The 24,969-nt window shown below is 45.2% G+C and carries 21 protein-coding genes; 10 read left to right on the top strand and 11 right to left on the bottom strand.

Annotation, left to right across the window (positions count from 1 at the left end; all coding sequences use genetic code 11):
- Window positions 1-265 precede the first annotated feature (265 nt).
- The 4 genes from ABFQ95_00600 to ABFQ95_00585 form a co-directional block, all read right to left on the bottom strand.
- Window positions 266-1,651 (bottom strand): hypothetical protein, encoded by a 1,386-nt coding sequence (locus ABFQ95_00600; protein ID MEN8236041.1) that lies wholly within the window; start codon window positions 1,649-1,651, stop codon window positions 266-268.
- Between the two features lie 269 nt (window positions 1,652-1,920).
- Window positions 1,921-3,522: an Npt1/Npt2 family nucleotide transporter gene (locus ABFQ95_00595; GenBank protein ID MEN8236040.1), complete on the bottom strand. Its 1,602-nt coding sequence runs from the start codon at window positions 3,520-3,522 to the stop codon at window positions 1,921-1,923.
- A 224-nt stretch (window positions 3,523-3,746) separates the two neighbouring features.
- Complete coding sequence (locus ABFQ95_00590; GenBank protein ID MEN8236039.1) at window positions 3,747-6,014, bottom strand: mechanosensitive ion channel domain-containing protein; 2,268 nt, start codon at window positions 6,012-6,014, stop codon at window positions 3,747-3,749.
- Window positions 6,015-6,111: 97 nt separating this feature from the next.
- Entirely contained in the window at window positions 6,112-7,140 is a 1,029-nt protein-coding gene (locus ABFQ95_00585; GenBank protein ID MEN8236038.1) for a patatin-like phospholipase family protein, read from the bottom strand.
- 154 nt (window positions 7,141-7,294) lie between these two features.
- Between ABFQ95_00585 and ABFQ95_00580 the strand changes: the two genes are divergently transcribed.
- The 4 genes from ABFQ95_00580 (at window position 7,295) to ftsY (ending at window position 10,882) form a co-directional block, all read left to right on the top strand.
- Entirely contained in the window at window positions 7,295-7,753 is a 459-nt protein-coding gene (locus ABFQ95_00580) for a winged helix DNA-binding protein (GenBank protein ID MEN8236037.1), read from the top strand.
- A 109-nt stretch (window positions 7,754-7,862) separates the two neighbouring features.
- On the top strand, window positions 7,863-8,612 hold the full coding sequence (gene dapF / locus ABFQ95_00575; protein ID MEN8236036.1) for a diaminopimelate epimerase: 750 nt from the start codon (window positions 7,863-7,865) through the stop codon (window positions 8,610-8,612).
- 6 nt (window positions 8,613-8,618) lie between these two features.
- Window positions 8,619-9,902 (top strand): tRNA (N(6)-L-threonylcarbamoyladenosine(37)-C(2))-methylthiotransferase MtaB, encoded by a 1,284-nt coding sequence (mtaB, locus tag ABFQ95_00570; GenBank protein MEN8236035.1) that lies wholly within the window; start codon window positions 8,619-8,621, stop codon window positions 9,900-9,902.
- Window positions 9,899-10,882, top strand: coding sequence for a signal recognition particle-docking protein FtsY (ftsY, locus tag ABFQ95_00565; GenBank protein ID MEN8236034.1), 984 nt, complete (start codon window positions 9,899-9,901; stop codon window positions 10,880-10,882). Before mtaB ends, ftsY begins: the two co-directional genes overlap by 4 nt.
- 158 nt (window positions 10,883-11,040) lie before the next feature.
- On the opposite strand, the gene ABFQ95_00560 is transcribed toward ftsY, so the two are convergent.
- Together ABFQ95_00560 and fabI are read right to left on the bottom strand one after the other, a co-directional pair.
- The gene (locus ABFQ95_00560; protein ID MEN8236033.1) at window positions 11,041-11,382 is read right to left on the bottom strand and encodes a hypothetical protein; all 342 of its coding nucleotides are present in this window, start codon (window positions 11,380-11,382) and stop codon (window positions 11,041-11,043) included.
- A gap of 691 nt (window positions 11,383-12,073) precedes the next feature.
- Complete coding sequence (gene fabI / locus ABFQ95_00555) at window positions 12,074-12,889, bottom strand: enoyl-ACP reductase FabI (GenBank protein MEN8236032.1); 816 nt, start codon at window positions 12,887-12,889, stop codon at window positions 12,074-12,076.
- 411 nt (window positions 12,890-13,300) lie between these two features.
- On the opposite strand from fabI, the gene ABFQ95_00550 reads away from it, so the two are divergent.
- Window positions 13,301-13,525, top strand: coding sequence for an accessory factor UbiK family protein (locus ABFQ95_00550; GenBank protein MEN8236031.1), 225 nt, complete (start codon window positions 13,301-13,303; stop codon window positions 13,523-13,525).
- Window positions 13,526-13,609: 84 nt separating this feature from the next.
- Here ABFQ95_00550 and ABFQ95_00545 read toward each other — a convergent pair whose 3' ends face one another.
- The 3 genes from ABFQ95_00545 to trkA form a co-directional block, all read right to left on the bottom strand.
- Window positions 13,610-14,929: a terminase family protein gene (locus ABFQ95_00545; GenBank protein ID MEN8236030.1), complete on the bottom strand. Its 1,320-nt coding sequence runs from the start codon at window positions 14,927-14,929 to the stop codon at window positions 13,610-13,612.
- A 97-nt stretch (window positions 14,930-15,026) separates the two neighbouring features.
- On the bottom strand, window positions 15,027-16,190 hold the full coding sequence (locus ABFQ95_00540) for an ATP-binding protein (GenBank protein ID MEN8236029.1): 1,164 nt from the start codon (window positions 16,188-16,190) through the stop codon (window positions 15,027-15,029).
- 146 nt (window positions 16,191-16,336) lie between these two features.
- Window positions 16,337-17,716, bottom strand: a complete 1,380-nt coding sequence (gene trkA / locus ABFQ95_00535) for a Trk system potassium transporter TrkA (protein ID MEN8236028.1) — start codon at window positions 17,714-17,716, stop codon at window positions 16,337-16,339.
- 297 nt (window positions 17,717-18,013) lie between these two features.
- Here trkA and ABFQ95_00530 point away from each other — a divergent pair, with 297 nt between their 5' ends.
- A complete protein-coding gene (locus ABFQ95_00530; GenBank protein MEN8236027.1) occupies window positions 18,014-18,697 on the top strand; it encodes a DUF502 domain-containing protein in 684 nt (227 codons plus the stop codon).
- A 50-nt stretch (window positions 18,698-18,747) separates the two neighbouring features.
- Here ABFQ95_00530 and hflX read toward each other — a convergent pair whose 3' ends face one another.
- Together hflX and hfq are read right to left on the bottom strand one after the other, a co-directional pair.
- Window positions 18,748-20,034, bottom strand: coding sequence for a GTPase HflX (hflX, locus tag ABFQ95_00525; protein ID MEN8236026.1), 1,287 nt, complete (start codon window positions 20,032-20,034; stop codon window positions 18,748-18,750).
- A 15-nt stretch (window positions 20,035-20,049) separates the two neighbouring features.
- Window positions 20,050-20,322 (bottom strand): RNA chaperone Hfq, encoded by a 273-nt coding sequence (gene hfq, locus ABFQ95_00520; GenBank protein MEN8236025.1) that lies wholly within the window; start codon window positions 20,320-20,322, stop codon window positions 20,050-20,052.
- 405 nt (window positions 20,323-20,727) lie between these two features.
- On the opposite strand from hfq, the gene ABFQ95_00515 reads away from it, so the two are divergent.
- The 4 genes from ABFQ95_00515 to ABFQ95_00500 are packed head-to-tail and all read left to right on the top strand — an operon-like array spanning window position 20,728 to window position 24,966.
- Window positions 20,728-22,230 carry a replicative DNA helicase gene (locus ABFQ95_00515; GenBank protein ID MEN8236024.1) on the top strand — a complete coding sequence of 501 codons (1,503 nt, stop codon included), beginning with the start codon at window positions 20,728-20,730 and terminating at the stop codon, window positions 22,228-22,230.
- The gene (alr, locus tag ABFQ95_00510) at window positions 22,230-23,396 is read left to right on the top strand and encodes an alanine racemase (protein ID MEN8236023.1); all 1,167 of its coding nucleotides are present in this window, start codon (window positions 22,230-22,232) and stop codon (window positions 23,394-23,396) included. Before ABFQ95_00515 ends, alr begins: the two co-directional genes overlap by 1 nt.
- Window positions 23,396-24,169, top strand: coding sequence for an ABC transporter permease (locus ABFQ95_00505; protein ID MEN8236022.1), 774 nt, complete (start codon window positions 23,396-23,398; stop codon window positions 24,167-24,169). Before alr ends, ABFQ95_00505 begins: the two co-directional genes overlap by 1 nt.
- The gene (locus tag ABFQ95_00500; protein ID MEN8236021.1) at window positions 24,166-24,966 is read left to right on the top strand and encodes an ATP-binding cassette domain-containing protein; all 801 of its coding nucleotides are present in this window, start codon (window positions 24,166-24,168) and stop codon (window positions 24,964-24,966) included. The genes ABFQ95_00505 and ABFQ95_00500 overlap by 4 nt, the downstream gene beginning before the upstream one ends.
- The last annotated feature ends 3 nt before the right edge of the window (window positions 24,967-24,969 follow it).

Below are 24,969 nucleotides of genomic sequence, written 5' to 3'. Positions count from 1 at the left end.
AGAGGGATTATATAACAAAAAAAGAAGAAAGTCTTGATATTTTTTAATTAAAATTTTAATTAACCTGAGTGGTAACCATTCAGCTCACACGGCCGTCATCCAGGATACCTTTTTTATGATTGGCAAAAAATAATGGGATCCTGTCCCGGATCAAGCCCGGGATGACGATCGAAGTGAACTAAATAGTTACCCTGAGTTTTGGATAAGAGATAACTGCACTTTCTGCCCACGGGCCGTCATCTTTGTGCATGCCAAGTAAATATAGCTACAGTTCACTTGCCTTGATTCCCAAATCCTCAAAAAGCCAGTCAGAGTTATAAGTATAATCCTTTTGATGTTTGAAGGTTTCATTAAACGAAATTTCTAAACTTTTCAAAAGGGAGATCACTTTTCGTCTACCTTCTGGGGTTTTGACGGCTTCTCTAGGAGAAAGGTTATTCAGGTTTGGAGTTTTATTGCTGAGCCATATTTTGCAATACCCGTCGATCATTTCGCTCAATTCCTTGACATTTTCCGGGGAAAATTTTTGCTCTTTTTGTTTGACAAAATCCTTAGAAGTTTGTGCTTCATCTATATCTTGAAGCTCAAGGGTTGGTTCCCCCACCATATCCTCTAAGTTTTCCTTCAAAAGGAATTCAATTTGGGTAGCACGTTGCTCTGAGAGAGTTTCTACAATTAGCATATCATTCTTGAGTTGCATGCCTGCGTGTAATTGAACGAATTGTTGTTCATCGGTATTTTCTTGGCGTGTATCTTTTTTTGTGTTTTCTTTTGTACTTTCATTTGTCATTGGTATAAGCCAGACCCATTTATCGTCCTCGCCATTTTGCAATTCCTCAATTTCATTTAGACGCTTAGCAACAGCTGCCTTTGTTGCTTTTAATGGGAAGGTATGTTTGCAATGTTTTAGCTTTTCTCCATCTCTATTAAGGTAGGTTCTAGACTTAGGTGGAGGAACACAACCATTCACCCATACCGCTGTAACCAAATTGGTTTGTGTTTCTCTGAGAGTTTTTTGGAGAGTTTTGTTATCCAAAGAACCAAGTCCACTTTCGAGTAGTGCCTTGCTTGCCTTAAGCGACGTGAGAGCTCTGTCAACATGTTGGCGATCGAACTGTAGGATAGCAGATCGAGTACGGATTTCATCGCCAATGCGAACCAGTTTGGTACCTATCAGGCTCCACTTGGGCAAAGATATCGACGGTTCTGATTCTTGCACAACAAAAGTTGGATTCCCGTCTGCAACCAGATCACGCACTGTCAGCGATTGACCGTCTTCAACGTCTATAATCTCGTAGATACTCATTTGTGCCAAGCGTAGGCCTTCAAAATATTTCTTTTCATACTCCGTTAGAGTATCGTCACATCTTTCAAGAAAAACATCCATTGCGTTCCAAAGTTCGTTGCTTTTGGGGTGTACGTATTCCCCTGTCATAAAGGCTTCTAAGGTCACCAGATTCAAGTGGGCTATTTGGCTTTTCTGCAAACGTTTTGCAACGTATTCAGCCGTTACGTTCCCCCTAGGGTCGAAAGCAATCGACATTAGGGTTTTTTCGAAAGATTCCATGGTTGAAACATAGAACTCTTGCTCGTCTCCTTCAAGATTATTGGCAAAATTGATCATCTTCATCAGATCGATTTTATTTTCCATTTCCCAGACTCCTACAAATTAAAAAAATCAAGTTTCCCCCAAAAGCTGTAGCTTATCCCTCGATAACGCCATTTTAATTATGGCGGATTTTGCGGGAAGTCAGCCATTCGGACTCTTGCAGCCTATGCAAACGTGTCAGGTTTTTCAAGGAAAAATTTCAGGACAAACGCAACAAAACTGGGAAGATTGCATGCGTCGCACAGAAGGGGCCGTCATCCAACTTTAAGCTAAAGCTTCGGTTGGATGACATCCACCAAAAAAATAAAAGTTCAAGCAGCAGCTTTTGTTGGCTTTTTTCCAGCCTTTGTTGTAGGTGCCTTGGCGTCGTCCGCTTCTTGTGCTGCAATTAAGCCATTGTAGAGTTTGTTGAGGCCCCCTACGGCATACATCCAGAGAAGGATCATGGCTGTGACAAAAACAGCTAAAATGGGTGCAACTGTTAGCACGTCAGCTGCTGCTGTGATCATCAGCAGTCCTCCTGCTACCAGGCCGCCTCCGGCTTTACCAAGACGAGATCCTACAACATCAACAGCGGCCTTACCCTTGACCTTTAGTTCTTGGTCTAGTGGTATATAAGACATCTGTGTGGTTGGGTCGAACAATGCGTATTTTGTGCCCTTACTGGAGATGTTTTGCGCTGCGCCAAATAAAACTGCCAGCATCAGTGGTGTTGTACCAAACACTGATGCCCAGCTGGAAGTGTATTCACTAAAGATGACAAAGCCAAAGAAAGCCAAGGATGTAACGATCAGCATAGCTGGCGTGATAATGGCTCCGGTAAACCAACCAAAACGGCGTACCACACCTTTGAACATCATAATCATTACAATGGTTACAATACCAGTTGTGGCAGAGAATTTCCCCATAAAGGCACTGTAATCATTTGAGTTGGGATATTGTAGTTTTAGCTGACTTTTCCAAACAATTTCAACCAAGTTAATGCACAACCCATAGCCAATAACAAGGATAGCGATGAAGCCCAAATATTTGGAGCTAAACACATATTTGAAGCTTTCAATGATTGATAGCTTAGGCTTTTTGCTTTTTGTTTTGCCAGAGCTTTCGGCAGCATCATAATAGCGCGGGTCAGTTAAAACATTGGCATTCATCCATCGGTAGATGGCCATCATAGCAATTCCAACCACCACAACAGCACTCATCATATAGTTGATAGAAATACCCCAGGCATCAACATCATCAGGGTAACTATTGCGAATGTCGGACATGAGCTTGATGGTAAAACCTGAAGCAATCAGGGAGAAGTTAGCAATCAAACCAAAAAAGCCATAAAATCGCTTGGCTTCTATGGTGCGTGTGACCTCGTTGGCAAACTGCCAGAACAATAGAGTGATCATCACGGTTCCCCAAAGTTCAGAAAGTACGTAAAAGGCAGAATAGGACCACAAACCGGCAACTGAAAACCAATGCTGAAAGTTGGGGGCTGCATCCTTTAGCCCTTGAATATATACTGGATCTGGGTGTAGGGTTGCACGATTCGGGTAAAACCAAAGCGCAAACAATCCAAAGAACAGTAAAAAGCCGGTGACAACCGAATAGAATAGTTTTTCTCGGCTCAGCACATTAGAAAGTTTGCTATAGAGCACAACGAAAAAAACAGCTGCAGGTAGGGTAACTCCAAGTTTTAAGAACGGGATCATTGCTGCTCCACCATCTTCTGCGGTCACAACAAGTGTGTCTTTGGTATCTCGCAACATGGTGTAGATGAACAAGGTGCAAAACAGAATCAGCCCCATGGGTAGAAACTTTTTTAGCTCGTCATTATGAATGGGCCACAAGGCCGCTCGGATCTTACCAAACTCGGGTTGCGGTGTGGTTGATGCTGTTGATGAACTCGACATATTAATCTTCATACCTCCTAATGGTTATCGGACAATTTGATGCAACACCGCACTCAAAAAAAACCACGCTTCCGGTGTACTCTAACTAATATATGTGGCATTTTATATTAATTTTATTAAAAATCAAGCCTTTGCGGGAAAAAGTGCGTGCAAGCCTTGGTTATAGCGGTATTTGATATTCGGCGGTACCTGATATTCGAAGGTGCACTGTTTAAATCTTGGAATGATGTCGCCTTTTACACTTGAATTTTTTGTTCGCGAAAAGCCTTTTCAATGGCGAAGTTCAAATCACTGGTGACATCCTGATTTTTGCTCGCATCGCGGATGATGCAGCGTAGTTCAAACTTCATTTGTTTGTCTTCAAGGCTCAGCAAATTTACCTTGGGTTGGTTGGGAGGATTTTGAATCACTTGTGGGTGTTGTTTGGCCAGATCCAGCAGGATTCGTTGAATTTTGTCTGGATCGTTGCCATGGGCAACGTTAACTGTACACTTGACACACCAATACTTGTGGGCAAACATAAAATTGGTCACTGGGTTGGAAATGATATTTGCATTGGGAACGATGATATCAGTCTGTTCATCTGTCGCTATGCACGTCGAGCGAAGCCCGATTTTCTTGACGTATCCTTGCACGTCTTCAACCGTGATCTGATCGCCCTGCTTGATTGGTTTTTCAACAAGCAAAATGACTCCCGAGATAAAATTATTGACGATATCTCTCAATCCTAAACCAATGCCCACCGAAAGGGCGCCTATAATAAGGGCGATTCCGCTGAGATCAACTTGTACAATGAAGAGAGCTAAAAATAAGGCAATTACAAAACTGATATAGCGAATGATCGAGCCCAATGCTGTTTGGGTGCGCATTTCATGGGTTTTTTGCACTTGATGTAACACATAGGTCGAAACGAAGCGTCCGGCAATGTTAAAAAGGGCAAACAGAAAGACTGCAATCACAAGCTTGAGAGGAACCAATGTGATGTCGGCAAAAGTAAAACCGTAAATGGCTCCGCTGGTAAGCTCAAACACGAGAAAATAAGGAAGCTGCCATGACAGCAAAATGGTCAACGTCAGAGCGTAAAGGAGCAGGGCATAACAAAGATATAGCAGCAAAATGCCCTCCCAAAATACCACACCGGCTTTAATGCCTAAGTAGTGTTTTAAAGGTTTGGAGGTAAAAAACCTCACTGCAAGGAGTGAGCGCAGCAAGTTTGAGAAAAAATAAAACGCGATCGTAAACAGCACCAACGTTACAGCTGAGGCGAATAGGGATTTTAGGATATAAACTGCTAAAATCTGATACCCGATCACTTCAAGAAACACCAGCGTAAGGGTTAACAGTATGAGACATCCCTTAAGCACAGAGTCCAGGGGAGGCCGAATTTGTACAGCTTTTAGATGTATCAATGCTCCGGCAAACCAAGTTGATGCCAACACAATTGTCAGCATGCAAACCATATGTACAAAGTCATGCACCTGCGTGGGAAGTTCAGTGACTTCAGCGATGCCGATTCCAATCGCTCCAAACGTTAAGACAATCGCATGAATCAAACCTTTTCCAAACAGGACTCTTCCCAAATGTGGGTCTACCTGAACAAAAGCTGGTTGCTTTGCAGTTGGCACAAAGAGCATCTTTAAGAATACAGTGTAGAGGGCGAGCAGTAAGAGAACGGCACCTGCATCTTTGAGATAAGGTGGCATCCCTAAAGCCAGTGATAAACCAACGATAAAAACACCCAGGACAATGATCCCAAAGGAGAGAGGACTTTTGCCCAATGTGGCCATAAAGGAATATGTGAAGTGATTTTTCTTGGAGAGAGTTGGCAACAGTTTGGCGCATCTTCTAGAAAGACCAAATCCCAAGGTGAGTGCCAAGAGTAACATAGTCATGAGCTCTATTGACCATGGTGCAAGCTGTTTTATGTGAGCGCTTATGAATTGTACTGCCAGTTGAGACACATCACGCAATTCTTGTATTAGATCAAGACTAAAATCCCAAACAGGGGTTGCGCGGGCAAGCATCTGTGATCGTCCCATTTCTTGAATCGATTTTTTGTAAATCGGAATGGCTTCGTCGACGCGTACCATAAAGAGGTGGCAATCGGAGGCCCTCTCTAAAAGCGCTTCACGCTTTTCTCGCAAATATTGAGAGCTGGCTGAAGCTGACTCTTTTTGCAGCGCCATCTGCGTATCTAATTGGGCATCGACTTCAAGCAAACTTATTTGCGCTTCCTCCAAACAAATTTGTGCTTTAACTTTGAGGGATTCGAGCTGTGTGACGGCTGCAACATAGGTATCATACGAACGCTCTGAGGTCGACAATTTCAAGCTGATGTCATAGAATTGCTTTTGTGCTTTAGCGATATCAAAATCTTCTTCAGTCTTTTGTACAGGTTTTGCAATCAGTTCAGCCGCTTGCATGACCCCGGAGGCATAGGTCGCTCCGTTCCAGCTCGTAATAAAGAGTGCAATCAGTAGTGCGTACGTCTTTATAGTGGTCATTGTAAGGTGATTCCCCGCTCTATTTTAACCCATACCAGATAGAATAGCAGAGAATGTTCATTGAGAGAATGGGACTAAGATGCGAAAGAGCTATTCACTATTCAATGAAATCTTCTTCCAAATTGGCTGTTGTCCGTACTCCCACATCGTCAAAATGACTTTGCAACCAATCTTTTGCTGTTGCGCGCCCAGTCTCAAAAAGGTGCAACAAAAACCCCCAGTCGGTATTCATGGCGCTAGAAAGGTCCAAATCCCTAAACACCTCACGATTGCGAATGACATGGATGTGCATGCTTTTAATACTTTTGTCAGTCACCGATCCACGATCAACAAGTTTAGAGATAAAATTCAACACACGCATCTCTCGAACTAATGACGAGTTATAGGTGATTTCACGGTGGCGATTGTATATTTCTTCAGCTGTCTTGGGCAATTTATTTCGGCGACCCCGGGTTAATTGCACGACAAGAATATCTCGAGTTGCACAATTATAAGCCAACGGGAACATAGCTGGATTGCCAATATAACCTCCATCCCAATAATGCTGCCCTTTGATTTCAATGGCTTGAAAAATAAACGGCAAACACGCTGATGCCAATAAAGCCTTCTTGCTAAGGTCTCGCCCTTTAAAAATCTTAAGCTTACCGGTTTCAAGGTGCGTTGCGCACAAAAACAACTTTACTTTACGCATATCCCTCAGCATAGAAAAATCAAAAAATTCATCGATAAAATCTTTGAGAATGTTCATATTCAGTGGATTAAATTCATAAGGTGAAAACGTATGCCGCACTAAGGTCATTGCCTGATAAAAAGGCGAATGACCCAGGTTGTGTGTCCCCGTAAGTCCTGTAAACAGGGATGAGTGGAATGGGTTGAGGGCAGCAGTGTCATGCATGCCTTCCCAAAAATGCTTAAGCTCTTTACGTGCTTGCGTCTTACCGCCTTTAACAAGCCCTTGCATTAATGCGGCCCCGTTCATCCCTCCGGCACTGGTGCCACTCACACCTTCTATGTCAATACGACCATCCTCAAGCAGTGCATCCAGTACGCCCCACGTAAAAGCACCATGGGATCCCCCACCCTGCAACGCTAAAGCAATCGATTTATTTGAAGGTGTATTGTTCATTCTACCGCCTGATCCGAATTTTGCTCAAAATATAAGCATCAATGCAACATAACTAATATAAAAATACAAACATAATCTTAATTAAAATTTAACAACTGTAGGGTGATAATATTACTTAAGATAGGGGATAACTATAAAAGACAAAGGAACAAAGATGGAAGACAAGTATTTCACGATCGTTATGTTGATCGAACGCCTCCACCGTCTATTCCTTGACGTTGTTAAGGCGGAAGTTGACCGACATCAATTCACAGATATCAACAACGTCCAATGCCTCATTCTCTATAATGTTGGCAAAAGCAAGATGAGCGTTGGCGAAGTCACCAACCGTGGCTACTACCTGGGCTCTAACGTTACTTATAACCTAAAAAAATTAGTAGAAAACGGATATCTACATCAAGAGCAATCTCCACACGACAGGCGCTCTTCACAAGTGTGGCTCACAGAAAAAGGCCTAAAGCTCTTTGATCACTTATCTGAGATGATTAAACGCCACGTGCAAAATCTTTCTCGCAATAATATTGAAGAAAAAGATCTGCAACATCTCCTTTCCACCATGGAAAATCTGGAAAATTTTTGGTCGTTTATGGTTTCTCGAGAACTAAGGTTCTAGCAGGGTAAAGATTTGGATCACTCTCCGGCCGTTTTGCAACTACGTGTGCTGTGGTGTATGCCATACTATTAAACTGGAGATTTTTACTTCTCAAGAGTATAACTAAGCTATGGATATTGATTTTTTAAAAATGCATGGGCTGGGTAATGATTTTGTTGTGCTGGATTGTCGCACGCAACCTCTAGAGTTAACGCAGCAAGCCTTGCAAAAAATTGCTAATCGGCGCACGGGCGTTGGTTGTGACCAAATATTGGTGCTCGAAAATGGCAAAGATGCTTTCTTGCGGATTTACAATGCCAATGGTGGTGAGGCTGAAGCCTGTGGTAATGGTACTCGGTGTGTGGCTTGGTGGCTGGGCAAACAACTAGGTAGGGATCAACTTACGTTGCAAACGATCGCTGGTGACTTGTCGTGTCATATTACTAAATCCGATCACGTGCAAGTTGAGATGGGGCAGGTAGAAGTGTTAAGCTCGGAAAGCCCTGGCTCCATTGATGTCAAGCTTGGTAATCCGCATAAAATATATTTTGTCTCTGATTGCAACCAGGTGAATTGGCAAGAGCTACGTGATCAAGCTGGCAAAGCTGTGAATATAGGCGTTGTGCAAATTGTCCATCCCAAGCTTATCCATTTGAAAGTGTGGGAACGCGGTGTGGGTTTCACTCAGGCTTGCGGCAGTGGAGCGTGCGCTGCCGTGGCGGCAGCCCGGGTTCAAAAACTAGTTGATGCCGAATGCCAAGTGCAGCAACCTGGAGGATTGCTTGAGGTTGAAGTGGATGAGTCTGGAATGGTAAAGATGACGGGTCCTGCGGTGTTAAGCTATCAGGGGGTGTTTAATTTGAATGCATTGGTGTCTTAACCCAAGATGAGTGTAAAGCAAACTCAAGTTCATACATTTGGCTGCCGATTGAATGCCTATGAATCGCAGGTGATGCGGGATCATGCTCAGGCGCAAGGCCTAGAAAATGCCATTATCGTCAATACTTGCGCCGTGACCAACGAAGCGGAACGCCAAGGACGGCAAGCGATTCGCAAATTACGCCGGGAACACCCAGAGGCAGAAATCATTGTGACCGGCTGTGGAGCGCAAATTCATCCAGAAACATATGCGAACATGCCTGAGGTAAATCGCGTGCTTGGTAACACGGAAAAAATGGACATACAAAGCTTTGCCGTCACGTCACATCCCAGGGTTAAAGTGGGTGATATTATGACGGTTAAAGAAACCGCACATCATCTTATTTCTGGGTTTGAAAGCCGGGCACGCGCCTTTATCGAGATTCAAAATGGCTGTGATCATCGCTGCACGTTTTGCTCCATTCCCTTTGGCAGAGGCAACAATCGCAGTGTGCCTGTGGCAGCCATCATTGAGCAAATTCGAACCTTAGCGCAAAACGATTGTAAAGAGGTGGTACTGACAGGGGTTGATATTACCGGTTATGGTAGCGATCTGCCAGGAGCACCGCGACTGGGGTCAGTAGTGAAACGTATCTTCAAGCTGGTTCCCGAATTGCCGCGTTTGCGGTTGTCATCGATTGATCCGGCTGAGGTGGATGAGGATCTTTGGCAAGTACTCAAGGATGAGCCTCGCTTGATGCCACATTTGCACATCAGTTTGCAGGCCGGAGACGATATGATTCTCAAACGTATGAAACGCAGGCATTTGCGCCAGGATGTGATTGATTTTTGCAAAAAAGCCCGAGATTTAAGACCCGGCGTGGTGTTTGGCGCCGATATTATCGCTGGGTTTCCTACCGAAACAGAGGTTATGCACGAAAGCTCGTGTCAAATCATTGCCGAATGCGGGCTGACTTACATGCATGTGTTTCCGTTTTCCCCGCGTGATGGTACGCCAGCAGCTCGCATGCCGCAGGTACCCAGGCGCGTTGTCAAACAACGAGCGGCTCGTTTGCGAGCGCTGGGTGAGGGGGCGTTGCGAGATCTTTTGCAGCAAGAGGTTGGACAAGAGGTTGGAACTGTTAGAGAAGTTTTAGTTGAAAAAGATAATGCAGGTCGGGCAGAAAACTATCTGCCCGTAAAGATTGAATCGCACAAAATCATTGCACCGGGTACCATTGTTCCCGTACATGTTAAAAGTGTTCAGGATAAAACATTGGTAGCAATGCAAATTTTAAAGGAGGTCACATGACGCAAGAACCAAAACAAGGCTGGTTTTCAAAACTTAAGTTAGGGTTGCAGCGATCATCGAATAAGCTGACTGAGGGGATTTCAGCCATTGTTACTAAGCGCAAGCTGGATGATGCGGCCTTAGAAGCGCTGGAGGAACTGTTGATCTCGGCTGATCTTGGTGTTGAAACAGCATTGAAAGTGACGCAGGCCCTAGCCAAGACTCGGTTTGATCAAGAAGTAAGCCAGGATGAAATTCGTTCTGTGTTGGCAGCCGAAATTGAAAAGGTGCTCACAGCTGTGGCCAAACCGTTGGTGCTGGATGCGGCCCTTAAACCTTATGTGATTTTGTTGGTTGGGGTTAATGGCAGCGGCAAAACCACCACCATGGGTAAACTTGGAAAGCTGTGGCAAGGGCAGGGGCATCAGGTTCGTTTTGTTGCCGGCGATACCTTCAGGGCCGCAGCGGTTGAGCAACTGCAAAAGTGGGGCGAGCGCACTCAAATTCCTGTTGTCACAGGCAAGCCCAACTGTGATGCAGCAGGTTTGATCTACCAAGCACTGGAGCAATCAAAGCAAGCTGGTGATGATATTTTATTGATTGATACGGCAGGGCGCTTGCAAAACAAGGTCGATCTGATGGCAGAGTTGGGGAAAATCGCCCGAGTCATCAAAAAAGTAGACGCCAGTGCTCCGCACAGTTGTTTGTTGGTGCTTGATGCCACCGTTGGTCAAAACGCGCATTCTCAGGTGGAAACCTTTGCCAAAACCGTTGATCTAACAGGCTTAGTGATGACAAAATTGGATGGCACCGCCAGAGGTGGTGTGTTAGTGAGTTTGGCGCAGAAATTTCCTTACCCCATCCACGCCATTGGCGTGGGCGAGGGAGCTGATGATTTGCGTCCGTTTTCAGCGAGTGATTTTGCCAAAGCAGTGGTCAGAGGTCAGAGGTCAGAAATCAGAGTTCAGAAATCAGAAATCAGCAAGGCAGCGCCGCACTGATACGTTCGAAGTGCTCATTTACCCAAATAAACTGCAAGCTGGTAGCTATCATTAAACTAGAGGTTTTGATTTCACGAGAGTATATATGATGCCTTTAAAAAACCGTTTCCGCACCCAGCGTATCTGTTACTAGCTGCAAACGCCAGGTGCGTTATTGTTCAAGAATTGCTTGGAAACTGAGGATGCACGTGCGAGCCAATAGAATGCAACATGCCAAAGTCTTTAGAGATCACAACCCAAGAGGGGCCAGATTCATCCAAAGCAGGTTCAAAATTTCCCAAAACAAATACCAGTTTGCCGGCAATCAAACAACTTTCTGCGTATTCCGCCAATAATGGATTTTCCACAGAAACCCGGTATTTGAAGAAACGTTCATTGTTACTGCCCTTAACAGGTGTGAGTAAGGTAAAGGTGGCCAATCGTTCATGCTTATTCTTAAAGGCGGTCTGAACGTTTGCCTCAAGACGGCCAACAAGATAGAGGTGGTTGCAAAAGTACATAATATAGGGTCTCCTTCTTCTAAGAGTTGTTGCACAAACCACAACTGATCAACAGAAGGCCATCAACAGCAAGAGGGACCCGGGCGACTAAAAAACTAATGTACAACATAAGTAAGAGCTCCGGAGCTCCCCCACAAACTTAGCCATAGCAACTCTACATGACACCCAGCCCCAAAAGGCAGCCAAGCAGCAGCCTTTCGCCAACACAGGTTTGTGCTAGCAAAATGGAACAAAATCGCATATGTTGTCACTACCATTGGTTTGATCGTGTTAGGATCAGTCAGTGGTAGCGGCGCTCGGGATTACTATGACCCGCGCGTCGCGTCCAGGCATCCTAGCGCTAAATGCAATCAAAGATCAATAGCAAAAAATGGGAAAAAGCCAATTTATCTCAATTTCTTACTAAATTATTGAAATAAAAAGATTTATTTTTAACCTGAGTTTTGGATACGAAGTATACTCGGCCCGGCCATAAATTGCGCTTTTGGACATCCTCCACAGCCGTCATCCTAAACGCCGCATCTGCAATTCAATTTCATCACGATGGCGCATCTTGTCCAAATCTTTGAGTTACGGAAAAATGTTGGACAAAAAGCGCGGCCCTGATGACACCGTATTGTTATCAAAAACGTGTATTTTTTGAACCACGCATAAAATTGGAAGTTATTTCGCTCGCATTCCTAAGTCATCTCTAAGTGACAGTGGAGATATCGGGAGCATCCACGGATTTCATACCAACGGTGTGATACCCACAGTCGACATGATGGACTTCACCGCTGACGCCTGTCGAGAGATCACTCAACAGATATAATCCGGCCGAGCCAACTTCTTCTAATCTGACATTGCGCTTAAGGGGTGAATTGTACTGGTTCCATTTCAAGATATAGCGGAAATCACCAATACCGGAAGCTGCAAGTGTTTTAATTGGTCCTGCAGAGACAGCATTGACACGTATGTTTTGCCGGCCCAAATCAGCAGCCAAATAGCGTACACTAGCCTCAAGGGCGGCTTTGGCCACACCCATGACATTGTAATGCGGCATGACCTTTTCGGCTCCATAATAGGTGAGAGTCAAGAGACTGCCTCCATTGGGCATGAGCCTAGAGGCCTGTCGACAAATGTGGGTAAATGAATAGCAAGATATGTCCATGGTGCGTAAAAAGTTGTCTCGAGTCGTATCGACGTACTGCCCTTTGAGTTCTGCTTTGTCAGAAAAGGCAATGGCGTGTACGACAAAATCAAGGCTGCCCCATTTATTTTCTAGCGTGTTAAAGACGTTTTCAATGCTTTGCGCATCTGTTACATCGCAGGGCAACACAACAGATGAATTGACAGATTCAGCCAGGGGGTGGATTCTTTTTTCAAGGACGGGGCCTTGATAAGTAAAGGCTAATTCAGCGCCGTGTTTGGCCAGCTGTTGTGAAATGCCCCAAGCAATTGATTTGTCGTTGGCAACGCCCATAATCAAACCTTTTTTTCCTGACATCAAAGGGGAGGGGGTATTCATTGATTGGTATCCTTTTCAAGAGATTAAATTGTCAGTTTATGATTTCGCATAAGTGGCATTGAGAGTCAAGTGATGTGCCGACCTGCTCAATCTAGAGATGAATGGAGCTTAGGTCTTGATGTGTATCAATTTTATTTAAATGCATTTGTTGCATAGAAAGTATATCAAAGTTATGCTTGTTCATCATGCTTGCGTCTCGTAGACTAAGGTCAGTGATTAGTAGTGTTGATTTTAGATTAGTTTTTTTGAGTGTTAGTAATATTAGGCGGCGTTCAGGATGACGGCCGATGTGGACTGAATAGTTACCTGTTGCCTATCATTAAACGAGAGGTTTTTATTTCCTGTTCGTATCCCTTGCTTGTGATTTATGGAGGATCACGCCATAATCAGTTAGAAAGTGGAGGAACGCTTATGCAAACGAAACACCGCCTTTTTGATGATTTAGCCAAAGTTGGTATGGGGTTATTAGGTCTTGGCCTTGAGATTCGCCAAGATATAAAACGCAAGGTTTGCCTAAGACTTGAGCGGCGCGCCGCTGAGTTTGGATTTGTGAGCCGCGAAGAATTTGAAGTGGTGAAGGCCATGGTACAAAAAGCACGACAAGAGTCAGAAGTCAGCAAGGCAGCGCCGCGCTGAAACGCTGCGCTGACCTCTGACTTCTGACCTCTGACCTCTGACTTCTGACCTCTGACTTCTGACTTCCGACCTCTGATTTCTGATCTAAGATATACGTGGAGCATCAACGCTAGAAACCACTAACGCTGAAACTGCATCATCCTTTGGGGATCCAAAAAATAGTTCGGTTAGCGCCCAGACCAGTGCGTCCATGCGATCTGAGGCACAGTTTTTTTTGCCCGGTTGGTAGTTGCATAATTGCTCTTCAAGCGTGGTAAAAGATCCAACGTGGGAAATACGTCCTTGTTCATAGAGGGCAGCAATAGGTTCCGCGCGGGTGGTTTTGCTGTGTTGGGCATATACAGATTTCACGTCCACAGCAGCATCAATGGTTTTGAGAACTTGTGTCACCATATTGCCTCCGTTATTTACTTCAGCAATGATTTGCTCGGCTTGGTGCCTTCTATAGGCATCAATAGCCACAGTTCCCCATTGGGTTGGTGACATTCGACCACTCAGATCTTCCAAGACATAGCCGCGCCTGTCAACACCTTCGCCGGCAACAATGATACCTGTCTCATTGCTAGATTCTGAGTTGCTGGCGGCAGGATCAATGGCTACCAGGATTCTGGTCAATTCAGTTGCTGTTGCGACCCGATGGCAGGCAAACATTTTTGGGTGCCAGAGGGTGTTGTCTTGCATTGCATGGAGTTCACCCAAGAGTTCTTGGTTGCCCAGGCGTGTGCCGGAGAAATTTTCACGAACGTGCTCTAAGAAGCGAGGTGATAGATTGTCCTGGTTATCGAAAGTAGATCCGCGTGTTATGGCTACAGATGGGGATTTTACTAATTGAAAAAGAAGTGGGATCGGGCGTGGTGTGGTTGTAACAATAGCCCGTGGTTGTAGGCCTATCCTTAAGGTTAGACAAAGTTGATCCCAGGCTTCCTGGGCGTAGGTGAATTTGGCCAGCTCATCCACCCAAGCAGCGTCGAACTGAGGACCTCGAAGGTGTTCGTAGGCATCACTGCTGTAGCTGCTCGCTGTGGCTCCATTACTCCAGAGGACTTTCCCGGTTGCAGGCGAGTATTTGGGTTGTTTGTTTTCTGGAAAGACGGACAGTAGTCCGCTTTCACCTTCTATCATGACGCTGCGAACATCAGCTTGGGTGTGTCCTAGCAAGGCAATACGCTTAGCGGTTCCTTGTTGCACCCACTGCCGGATAGTTTCGGCGCCAGTTCTGGTTTTTCCAAATCCACGACCGGCTAGAATCAACCAGGTGTGCCATTTACCAGGAGGTGGAAGTTGGTTGCTGCGGGCGTGCTTGCTCCAGTCATATTTTTGGGACAGCTTTCTGCGCCGATCTCGTTCAGCACAAGCAAGCTCGTAGGCTTGCTGCCATAGAGAAGATTTGGGTGGTTTGGTCATCAAGGATACTTTGCATTTTTTTGTACAGCATACCGAGATTTGGAATATTGGCGTTGCAAAAGGGCTAAAACCGGTAAATTAATCCCAGTTGTATTCCTTAAGGATATAGTGTGGTTGCAGCCCGGGAGTAATTGACCAGTTTTATCCCCTTAACCATTTGTTCATCTGTGCCTGTATAGATCAAGCAGGGGTCTTGGCAGCGTTTACCGGTTAGCTCTTTAAATAACAAAAGGCCTTTTAAAAAGGAGGAGTTGAAAGTTTTGGCTGATTTAATTTCGATGGGAACCAATTCATGACCACGCTGGAAGATGATATCGATCTCGTTGTGATGGGAATCTCGGTAGAAATATAGTCGATGTTCCAGTCCTTGGTTCCACCTCCACTTCATGAGTTCGAGGATAATCAAATTTTCAAAGAGGTGGCCTCTTAAGGGGTCCCTTTCCATTTGTGAAATCTGTTCAATGCCAAGCAAGAACGCAGCCAATCCAACATCGGTAAAATAGATTTTGGAAGATTTAATCGCACGTTTGCCAAAATTCTCAAAATAGGGGGGCAGTAGAAAGATGATATAAGAGGCTTCAAGAATTGAAATCCAGTAAGAGACTGTTTTTGAAGTGATCCCAACCTCATTTGCTAAACTTTCTCTGTTGAAAATTTGTCCAATACGGCCAGCGCATAATTTTAGAAATTTTTGAAACAGCTGTAAGTTTTTCACCTCTATCATTTGCCGTAAATCGCGCTCAAGGTACGTTTGTACATAACTGCTATAGGCTTTTGTTGGGTTGAGTTGATCATCATAAATTCCCGGAAAACAACCTTGATAAAGAATCTCATCTAAACGGAAGTGAATTTGTTCATTTGCGAGTTCTTCCATGCTCATAGGCAGCAAATGCAAAATGGAGGTGCGTCCAGCTAAGGACTGTGAAATTGCACTATGTAATTCGACCTGATGGCTTCCCGTGAGGATGAACATGCCTTTGTTATTAGCTGCATCGACACGCACTTGAATTTCAGATAGCAACTTAGGGCATCGCTGAATTTCATCAATAATAGCTCCATGCGGATAGCGATCCATAAAACCGATGGGATCTGTTTCTGCAAGTTCTCGAGTGCCTAAAGCCTCTAAATTCGCATAAGGTTTGTGTGCAAATATCTGTTTGACCAGTGTCGTTTTGCCCGATTGCCGTGGGCCAGTCACTGTGATTACAGGGTATTGCTTGGCCATTGATTTGAGTTCTGTACTCATTTGACGATAAAACATAGCGATTTGCTCATACATGTTTGGATGAAGCGAAACCTCACTCTAACATAAAAATACAACTTGTGTAAATCTGGAGTTGAACTCCTGATTTACACAAAATATTGTGAAATCAGTTTTCAGTATAATTGTCATCAGATAAGAGAGGTTTACCGAAAATACTCCAACCGTGTCGAGAACAGTTTTTCAGTTTCTATAATGGATTCGCTGGCAACAACCAGTACAATACGGTCATTCAGTTGTAGAGTGATGTTGGCTGAGGGCATGAGAACAGTACGGTCTCGGACAATCGCTGCCAGAAGGACTTTGCCGGGGATTTCAATATCAAGCAGAGAAGCCCCAGTAAGGCTTGAGTTTTCTTGGATTTCGCCTTCAAAAATTTCTGCAAATCCTTGCTTAAGGATATGAATCGATCGGATATGCCCTCTACGGACGTGTTCTAAGATACTGGAGACAGTAATCTCTTTTGGGCTAATAATAGCGTCTACTCCAAGTGAGGTAACCAAAGGATGTGAGGCGGTATTGTTGACCAAGGCAACCGCTCTTTTGGCCCCAGATCGCTTAGCAAGAAGTGAGGTTAGAGTGTTGACCTTGTCATCTTCGGTCACAGCTACAATGGTGTCAGTGTTTTCAACTCCTGCTTCTTCTAGGACCTCGCTGTCAAGGGCATCACCATGTAGGACGAGTGTATCCGTGAGGTATTTGGAAATCTCTCGCGCACGATTTTTTAACTTTTCAATGATGCGTACGTCAAGGTCAGGCAACAAGTCTTCCAAATTTTGTGCCAGAGACAAGCCAACGTTACCTGCGCCAACTATAATGACGCGTCGTTTATCTGTTTCGTATTGTCCAAAAGCTTTCAACGCTTCAACCACTTTGTCATGACTGACAGCAAACAGAACTTCGTCTCCAGGGAGTAATGTTTCTTTGTCATTGGGGAGAAATGAGTGAGTTGGGCGGTTAATGGCAACCACCCGCATTTCCGCTTCTGGAAAAATGCTGGTGATGTGAGTAATGGGAGTGTTGATAATAGGGGTGTCTAGGGTACATTTGACGCCGATGATATTGACAAGGCCATCCACAAGTGGGCTAACTCGAAAAACCCCAGGCACCGAGAGGCTTTGTCCAATCGAGCGTGCTACTTCAATTTCAGGAGAAATGGTGACATCAATGCTAAGGTTGAAATCATCAAACAGATGCACCCATTGTGGATCAAGGTAGGCCTGGTTGCGAATGCGGGCAATCTTGGTGGGAACATTGAAAAGGGCGTGGGCCACTTCGCAAGCGACCATATTAACTTCGTCATGGTGCGTGACTGCAATAATAAGGTCAGCTTCAGCAGCACCTGCACGGGTTAAGATACTGGGATCAGAAGCATAGCCGCAAATGCCCTGGATATCGTGCCGGTCACTGATGCGCCGGACCAGTTCCTCTGATTGGTCAATAACGACGATGTCGTTGTCGTACTTTTCCAGGTAGCTAGCAATGCTAAATCCGACATTTCCAGCACCACACACGATAATTTTCATACCGCATCCTTGCTTTTATCCAATGTTATAATGCTAGCACAAATGGCGAAGACCTGGCTAATTTCCTGTAGGTTTGTTATCTTTTGTACTGAAGTGAAATCAAACCCTCTGTTTCCTGATACGCTCGAAGTGTTCAATTTACCCAAGTAAACTGCAAGCTGGCAGCTATCATTAAACTAGAGGTTTTGATTGCACGAGATTATAGTGTAACTCGATCTAAGTTTTAGATAAGGGGGCTTTCCTTCTGCGAGCCGTCATCCCAAAAGCTCAGTTCGAATCAGTACTGGAGAAATATACATGAGCAAATCATTTGAGAAACACGAGATAACCCTGATGGGGCGCCTTCGAGGCTATTTCTTTGCAGGGGTTTTAGTGGCAGCTCCTGTGTCTCTTACGATATATTTTGTTTTGTTAGTGGTGCGGTTTGCCGATAACCTGGTCAAGGCCATCATTCCTGAGCATTATTTGCTAGGGTACTACCTTCCTTTTGATATTCCCGGTTTGGGATTGATCATTGCCGTTGTCGGATTGACCTTTATTGGTGCAATTGCTGCTGGCTTCTTTGGGCGTTTAATTATTCGCATTGGTGAGCGTATTGTTGAACAAATGCCTATTGTGCGTAACATTTATGGGGCCATTAAGCAGGTGTTTGAAACGGTTTTAAGCCGAGATTCCATGAGTTTTCGGCAAGTAGCACTGGTAGAATACCCTAGGCGCGGAATTTGGTCGCTGGGTTTTGTCACAGGCACCACCACAGGTGAAGTGCAACAGGATACCGAAGATGAAGTGATCAATGTTTTCCTGCCAACCACCCCCAATCCAACATCTGGATTTTTGTTATTTATTCCCAAAAGCGAAGTGCAGGTGCTAGATATGTCAGTGGAAGATGGCATCAAAATGGTGGTATCTGCTGGTATCATCACGCCAAAGCAAAAGGTGGTGGTGGATGCGAAGAAGGGGGAAGAGGCAAAAAAATCTTGAACGTTTGTTTCAGTTAATTTCAGTGGTCTGAATTCTGGGGTTCGTATTAATCATCCCTTCACATCAAACAATTTCTTAAACCGTTGTATATCACTTGGATTCATTTTAACCGTTACCATTGCAACCGTATTATCATCCGTACGGGCAATCACATCTCCGTGTGCGTGCAACCAGGCAAAGGCGGCGCCATCATGCAGGTCAACCGTAAACTCATGGATAATTTCATCGCGGGCTAAGGCACGGTCAATGGCATGCAGTAGCGCGGTAAGTCCTTCTCGTTTCAGGGCCGATAAAGGAATGCTATTTTCTTTTGGGTAGATGTACTCTTGTTCTTCTTCCTTGAGTTGATCGATTTTGTTTAAGACTTCGATGGCATTTTCTTCCAAGGTATCCTTGATGCCAAGTTCATGGAGCACGTTGAAGACTTCTTTGCATTGCATATCCGTATGTGGATGAGAAATATCGCGAACGTGCAGCAACAGATCAGCGCCTTTAACTTCCTCTAAGGTGGCCCGAAATGCCATGACCAACTGCGTCGGCAGGTCCGAGATAAACCCCACTGTATCGGATAGAATTACCTTTCTACCAGAAGGTAATTTGAGTGATCGCATGGTTGGATCAAGAGTGGCAAACAGAATATCCTCGGCCATAACTTCTGATTGGGTGAGGGCATTAAACAGTGTGGATTTACCAGCATTGGTGTATCCCACCAGAGCCACAACGGGGTAGGGAACCGATTGCCGTGATTTTCGGTGTAGTTCTCGGGTGCGCTTTACGCCAGTCAATTGCTTTTTTAAGCGGCCAATGCGTTCATCAATTAGCCTGCGGTCTACCTCCAACTGGGTTTCTCCAGGACCTCCGACAAAGCCAAGACTGCCACGTTGTCGCTCTAGGTGGGTCCATGATCGTACCAAACGACTACGTTGGTAGGTCAGGGCTGCAAGTTCTACCTGCAATTTACCTTCAGCTGTACGAGCCCGCTCGCCGAAAATTTCAAGAATGAGACCAGTTCGGTCAATGACTTTGCAGGACCACTTACGCTCAAGATTGCGTTGTTGAATTGGGGTTAGCGGTGCATCAATTATAACAAGTTTGATGTCTTGATCATGGATGTACACCTTGTAACGTTGGATCACACCGGTGCCAAAAAGACTGTTGGGCTTAAGAGAGCGGATTGGCAATACTGTGGCATCGATGACATCTAAATTGATGGCTCGAGCCAGGCCAACTGCTTCTTGTAGCTGAAAAGAAGGGTCATACACGCTGCGCGCATGACCCTTGATGTGCCTGAAATCAGGGTGGAGGATGAGTGCTATATTTGTAGTTGAATCACTCACGATCTCCTTAAACCATTACTGATTAGCTTCAGAATCTTGAGAGGTTGTTCCAGTCTCTTCTTCTTCAAATAGTTTAATTGGGTTAAGCGGCATAACAGTTGAGATGGCGCTTTTATAAACTAATTGTGAGTGTCCGTCACGTCTTAGTAGAACGGAAAAATTGTCGAACCAAGTCACGATGCCTTGTAATTTCACACCGTTGACAAGGAAAATTGTGACTGGGGCCTTCCCTTTTCTGAGATGGTTTAGAAATATGTCTTGAAGATTGGCCTGCTTTTCTGATGCCATTTTGTTACTCTCCTAATATTTTTGTTTAAAAGGACATGTGATCATGTCCAACTACTATTCTAATAAAAGAACTATAGATAAACAATTAATGTAAATTGTGGAATTTGTCAACAAGATATCTTGTCCGTCTCTGATTTTTTTTAAGGTCATACCTAATTTTCCCAAATATTTTGTATCGTCGTTATTGCTTCAATTATCGATCCGATTGTATCCGATAAGGATGTAAAAAAACAAGGAAAAATAGCTTGTTTTTTCAAAATTATACTCAATCGGCCTCTGGAGCGGTCAGTTAGCTACTTAAGCACTGAATCTATAAAACAGCCCTTGACCCCTGCGTGTGTTGGTCGTAAAAATTAAAGGAGTTATTCCTCAAGAGTCAGTGGTTGAAGCCATAAGGTTTTTTTTATGAGTCAAGTGCAAGCCGTCAATACAAACGAAGAAACGCCTGAGCCACCAGAGCAGCCGCTGGTTTCGGATGAGCGGCAGGAGCCGTTGGCGCTTGAAGTTGGTCGTAGGCTACCTTGTAACTATGAGGCTGAGCAGGCGTTGTTGGGGGCTTTGTTTCATAACAATGCTTGTCACGAGACAATTGATGAAATTTTACAACCAGAACATTTTGCCGATGCCGTGCATGGGCGGATCTACAGTGCCATTCGACGTCTTATTGAACGCGGGCATATCGCTGACCCGATTACCCTAAAGGATTATTTTGATCAAGACGCAGCTCTGGAAGACATTGGCGGGGCAAAATATTTGATCCAGCTAGCAGATTCGGTGGTCAGCATCATTAATGCTCGCTCGTATGCAATTACGATTCGTGATCTTTACTATCGCCGGCAATTAATTACCTTTGGCGAAGATGTCGTCAATGAGGCGTATAATCAAGATTTAGAGAGCGATGCAGTTGAGCAAATGGAAGCGGCTGAGCAAAAATTGTTTGACCTTTCAACCATTGGTTCCCTGGATCGGGGCTTTACCAGTCTTGAAGATGCGATGTCTGAGGCAGTGAGTATGGCTGAGGTGGCCTTTAAGCGGGACAGCCATGTGGTTGGTGTGACTACAGGATTTAAAGATATCAATCTCAAATTAGGGGGGTTGCACCCATCTGATTTGATAATTTTGGCTGGGCGTCCGTCGATGGGTAAAACGGCGTTTGCAATGAATATCGCATTTAATGCAGCCCAGGCGGCACTGAAGGGCAACGAAGGGGCACATGTGGCTTTCTTTTCTCTAGAAATGTCCGCAGAACAATTAGCTACTCGTTTGTTGGCACAAGAATCGGGGGTTGCCTCGGATAAGATTCGCCGTGGCGCTGTCTCGGAGTCGGATTTTCCAAAGTTTATCGAAGTTAGTCGCAACTTAAGTGAAGTTCCCCTGTTTATTGATGATACTCCAGCCTTAAGTGTTTCGGCATTGCGCACCCGTGCACGCCGGTTAATGCGGCAAAAGGGTTTGGGCATGATTGTGGTTGACTATTTGCAACTGCTGCAAGGGTCGGCTGGGCGCCGCGCGGAAAACCGCGTACAAGAGATTTCCGATATTACCAGAAGTCTTAAGGCCTTGGCCAAAGAACTTAATGTGCCGGTTTTTGCGCTGTCACAGCTTTCGCGTGCAGTCGAGCAAAGAGATGACAAGCGACCTCAGTTGGCAGATCTCAGGGATTCAGGAACTATTGAGCAAGATGCTGACGTGGTGATGTTTATTTATCGTGAAGAATATTATGAATCCCGCAAGCAGCCAGAGGAAGATACGGAAAAGCATGCCGAGTGGCAAGCGCGTATGGATAAGGTATCAAATATAACCGAAGTTATTATCGCCAAGCAGCGGCATGGGCCGATTGGTAAAGTCAAATTGCGCTTTGATAGCGCCTTGACCAAATGTGTGGACTATGTAGAGGATCGCCAGTGATGCAGCCTCTAACAACTCAATCTTGTAACTTGCTTGGCGCTTACAAGTTACCCTTTGCACAGCATGAGGTCCCCCCGGGTATCAGTGGTGTGATCATAACGGATCTGGGCATCATTGCGGCTAACTTTAGAAAAATCGCAGCGCATTTGCCGAAAGCCAAAAGTTCGGCGGTTGTAAAAGCCAATGCCTATGGAATTGGTATGGTTCCAGTATCTAAGGCTTTGTTCCAAACCGGATGTAGGGATTTTTTTGTTGCCACCGTTGATGAGGGCATTCGGTTGCGCAGGGCGCTTCCTGAAGTTCACATTTTTGTCTTTAACGGAGTTTTACCAGGTACGCAAGAAGTTCTCGATAAACATAAGCTGATTCCCGTTTTAAACGACTTGGGACAGATCGATTTGTGGCGTGAGTGGGGCGTGCAACAAAACCGCATTCTACCTGCTGCATTGCACCTTGATACTGGCATGTGGCGTATGGGATTGCCACCGCAAGAGCTGGCGGTTCTTGGTCAACATTTGGAAAAACTTGAAAGATTTGATCTGCGTTGTATCTTGAGTCATTTGGCTTGTAGTGAGCAGCTACATCACCCGCTCAACGCACGTCAGCTACAGCGGTTTCAAGCAGCATGTCAGTTATTGCCCGCAGCACCAATGAGTTTGGCCAATTCTGGTGGTATCTTGCTTGGGCCTGACTATCACTTTGATTTGGTGCGTCCCGGTAAGGCACTGTTGGGTGTTGGAACTATTGTGGCTCCTGCAATTGGCTTGCAGCCCGCTGTGCAAGTTTATGCGCAGATTTTGCAGGTGCGGGATATGCCTGCCGGTCACTCGATTGGCTATGACGCGCAATACAAGACAAGTACGCCAATCCGCTTGGCAACCTTAGGGATGGGTTATGGCGATGGCATTATCCGAGCCTTTGGTAATTGTGGTAAGGTGTTTATTGGCGGTCATGTAGCGCCAATTGTCGGTCGGGTTTCTATGGACTTGATTGCTGTTGACGCCAGCGCTGTACCTGAACAATACCTCAGGCCTGGTTTTTGGGCTGAGGTTGTGGGTGAACACATTACTGCTGATGAGCAAGCGGCGGCTGGTGGAACAATTTCGCGGGAGATCTATACGAACTTTGGTGAGCGTAACCACCGAATATACCGAGGCGAAACGTGATCGGTTTTTTGGCAAAAGTTGGAGAGTATTTTCTACGCTTCCTTGCAGTATGCGGGCGTCTTACGTTGTTTGTATTAACGTCCCTGGCTCATGGCGTGTGCACTCCTTATTATCCACGTCAGATTTTGCGCCAGTTGATTGACATTGGCTATTACTCGTTACCAGTTGTGGGGTTGACTGCGACTTTTACCGGCATGGTGTTGGCCTTGCAAACGCACACAGGATTTGCTCGATTTGCCGCTGAAAATTCCATTCCCACAGTTGTCGTGCTTTCGGTCACACGCGAGTTGGGGCCTGTGCTGGCGGGTTTGATGGTGGCTGGGCGCATAGGAGCTGCTATGGCGGCTGAAATTGGCACCATGCGAGTCACCGAACAGATTGACGCGCTGACGGTTTTATCGACCAATCCTTACAAATACTTGGTTATGCCACGTATTTTGGCTGGCGTCTTGATGCTGCCGGTGCTGGTATTGATTGCTGATATCATTGGGGTGTTTGGTGGCTATCTGGTTTCCACCTACACATTGGGTTTTAATCCCGCCAATTATCTGCATCAGACCTTTGATCACTTGGAGCGGATTGATGTGGTATCTGGTTTGGTCAAGGCTGCGGTGTTCGGGTTTTTAATCACCACCTTGGGGTGTTATCATGGCTATCACTCAAAAGGTGGGGCGCAAGGTGTAGGGGCTGCTACCACCAATGCAGTTGTCTCAGCCTCGATTATGATTTTAATTCTCAATTATCTTATTACAGCACTGTTTTTTCACTCATGATATCTACAACAACAACAAAGACAACTACAACGACTTCCGTTTCCTGCAAGGTTCGCGTTCGAGGACTTACCAAGAGTTTTGCTGCAAAGAAAGTGTTGTGTGGCATCGATTTAGACCTAAGGGAAGGAGAATCTTTGGTTGTCATCGGTGGTTCAGGGACTGGAAAATCGGTGCTCATTAAGTGTATCTTGGGGCTAATTCAACCGGATGGCGGTCAGGTTGAGATGTGTGGCATCCAAGAATTTGGCGCCCAAGTGAAAAAATGCCGGCCGGATCTGCACAAAGTGGGTATGTTGTTTCAAGGCTCCGCGCTGTTTGATAGTATGAAAGTCTGGGAAAATGTATCCTTTGCTTTGTTGCAAGAGGGTAAATGCAATCGCAAAGAGGGTAGAGAACTGGCGATTGCAAAGCTTGCAGCCGTGGGAATGAAACCGCGGGTTGCTGATTTGTATCCGGCTGAGTTGTCTGGAGGCATGCAACGACGCGTAGCTTTGGCGCGGGCAATTGCTTACAACCCGGACATTATCTTTTTTGATGAGCCGACAACAGGGTTAGATCCAATTGTCTCTTCTGTGATTAATAATCTGATTGTTGAGTGTGTGAAAGGGCTGGGGGCATCTGCCATTACCATCACTCATGATATCGCCAGTGCTCGAACCATTGGAGATCGAATCGCTATGTTGCACGATGGGAAAATTATCTGGGTGGGACCAGCAGAATCCATCGATCAGTCAGGTCATCCCATGGTTGATCAATTTATTCATGGTCGGGCTGAAGGTCCGATTCAAATGGGTTAGCAA

The organism is Pseudomonadota bacterium, assembly GCA_039714795.1.
Classification (GTDB): Bacteria; Pseudomonadota; Alphaproteobacteria; order JAGOMX01; family JAGOMX01; genus JBDLIP01.
This window is presented reverse-complemented; position numbering and strand designations above follow the sequence as displayed.

Bases quoted from the DNA above. Each gene is read 5' to 3' on its own strand.
- ABFQ95_00600 (MEN8236041.1), bottom strand. From the start codon at position 1,651: ATGGAAAATAAAATCGATCTGATGAAGATGATCAATTTTGCCAATAAT.
- ABFQ95_00550 (MEN8236031.1), top strand. From the start codon at position 13,301: ATGCAAACGAAACACCGCCTTTTTGATGATTTAGCCAAAGTTGGTATG.
- trkA (MEN8236028.1), bottom strand. From the start codon at position 17,716: ATGAAAATTATCGTGTGTGGTGCTGGAAATGTCGGATTTAGCATTGCT.
- ABFQ95_00530 (MEN8236027.1), top strand. From the start codon at position 18,014: ATGAGCAAATCATTTGAGAAACACGAGATAACCCTGATGGGGCGCCTT.
- alr (MEN8236023.1), top strand. From the start codon at position 22,230: ATGCAGCCTCTAACAACTCAATCTTGTAACTTGCTTGGCGCTTACAAG.
- hfq (MEN8236025.1), bottom strand. From the start codon at position 20,322: ATGGCATCAGAAAAGCAGGCCAATCTTCAAGACATATTTCTAAACCAT.
- ABFQ95_00545 (MEN8236030.1), bottom strand. From the start codon at position 14,929: ATGACCAAACCACCCAAATCTTCTCTATGGCAGCAAGCCTACGAGCTT.
- ftsY (MEN8236034.1), top strand. From the start codon at position 9,899: ATGACGCAAGAACCAAAACAAGGCTGGTTTTCAAAACTTAAGTTAGGG.
- ABFQ95_00515 (MEN8236024.1), top strand. From the start codon at position 20,728: ATGAGTCAAGTGCAAGCCGTCAATACAAACGAAGAAACGCCTGAGCCA.
- ABFQ95_00580 (MEN8236037.1), top strand. From the start codon at position 7,295: ATGGAAGACAAGTATTTCACGATCGTTATGTTGATCGAACGCCTCCAC.
- ABFQ95_00590 (MEN8236039.1), bottom strand. From the start codon at position 6,014: ATGACCACTATAAAGACGTACGCACTACTGATTGCACTCTTTATTACG.
- dapF (MEN8236036.1), top strand. From the start codon at position 7,863: ATGGATATTGATTTTTTAAAAATGCATGGGCTGGGTAATGATTTTGTT.
- ABFQ95_00560 (MEN8236033.1), bottom strand. From the start codon at position 11,382: ATGTACTTTTGCAACCACCTCTATCTTGTTGGCCGTCTTGAGGCAAAC.
- fabI (MEN8236032.1), bottom strand. From the start codon at position 12,889: ATGAATACCCCCTCCCCTTTGATGTCAGGAAAAAAAGGTTTGATTATG.
- ABFQ95_00595 (MEN8236040.1), bottom strand. From the start codon at position 3,522: ATGAAGATTAATATGTCGAGTTCATCAACAGCATCAACCACACCGCAA.
- ABFQ95_00540 (MEN8236029.1), bottom strand. From the start codon at position 16,190: ATGTTTTATCGTCAAATGAGTACAGAACTCAAATCAATGGCCAAGCAA.
- ABFQ95_00500 (MEN8236021.1), top strand. From the start codon at position 24,166: ATGATATCTACAACAACAACAAAGACAACTACAACGACTTCCGTTTCC.
- mtaB (MEN8236035.1), top strand. From the start codon at position 8,619: ATGAGTGTAAAGCAAACTCAAGTTCATACATTTGGCTGCCGATTGAAT.
- ABFQ95_00585 (MEN8236038.1), bottom strand. From the start codon at position 7,140: ATGAACAATACACCTTCAAATAAATCGATTGCTTTAGCGTTGCAGGGT.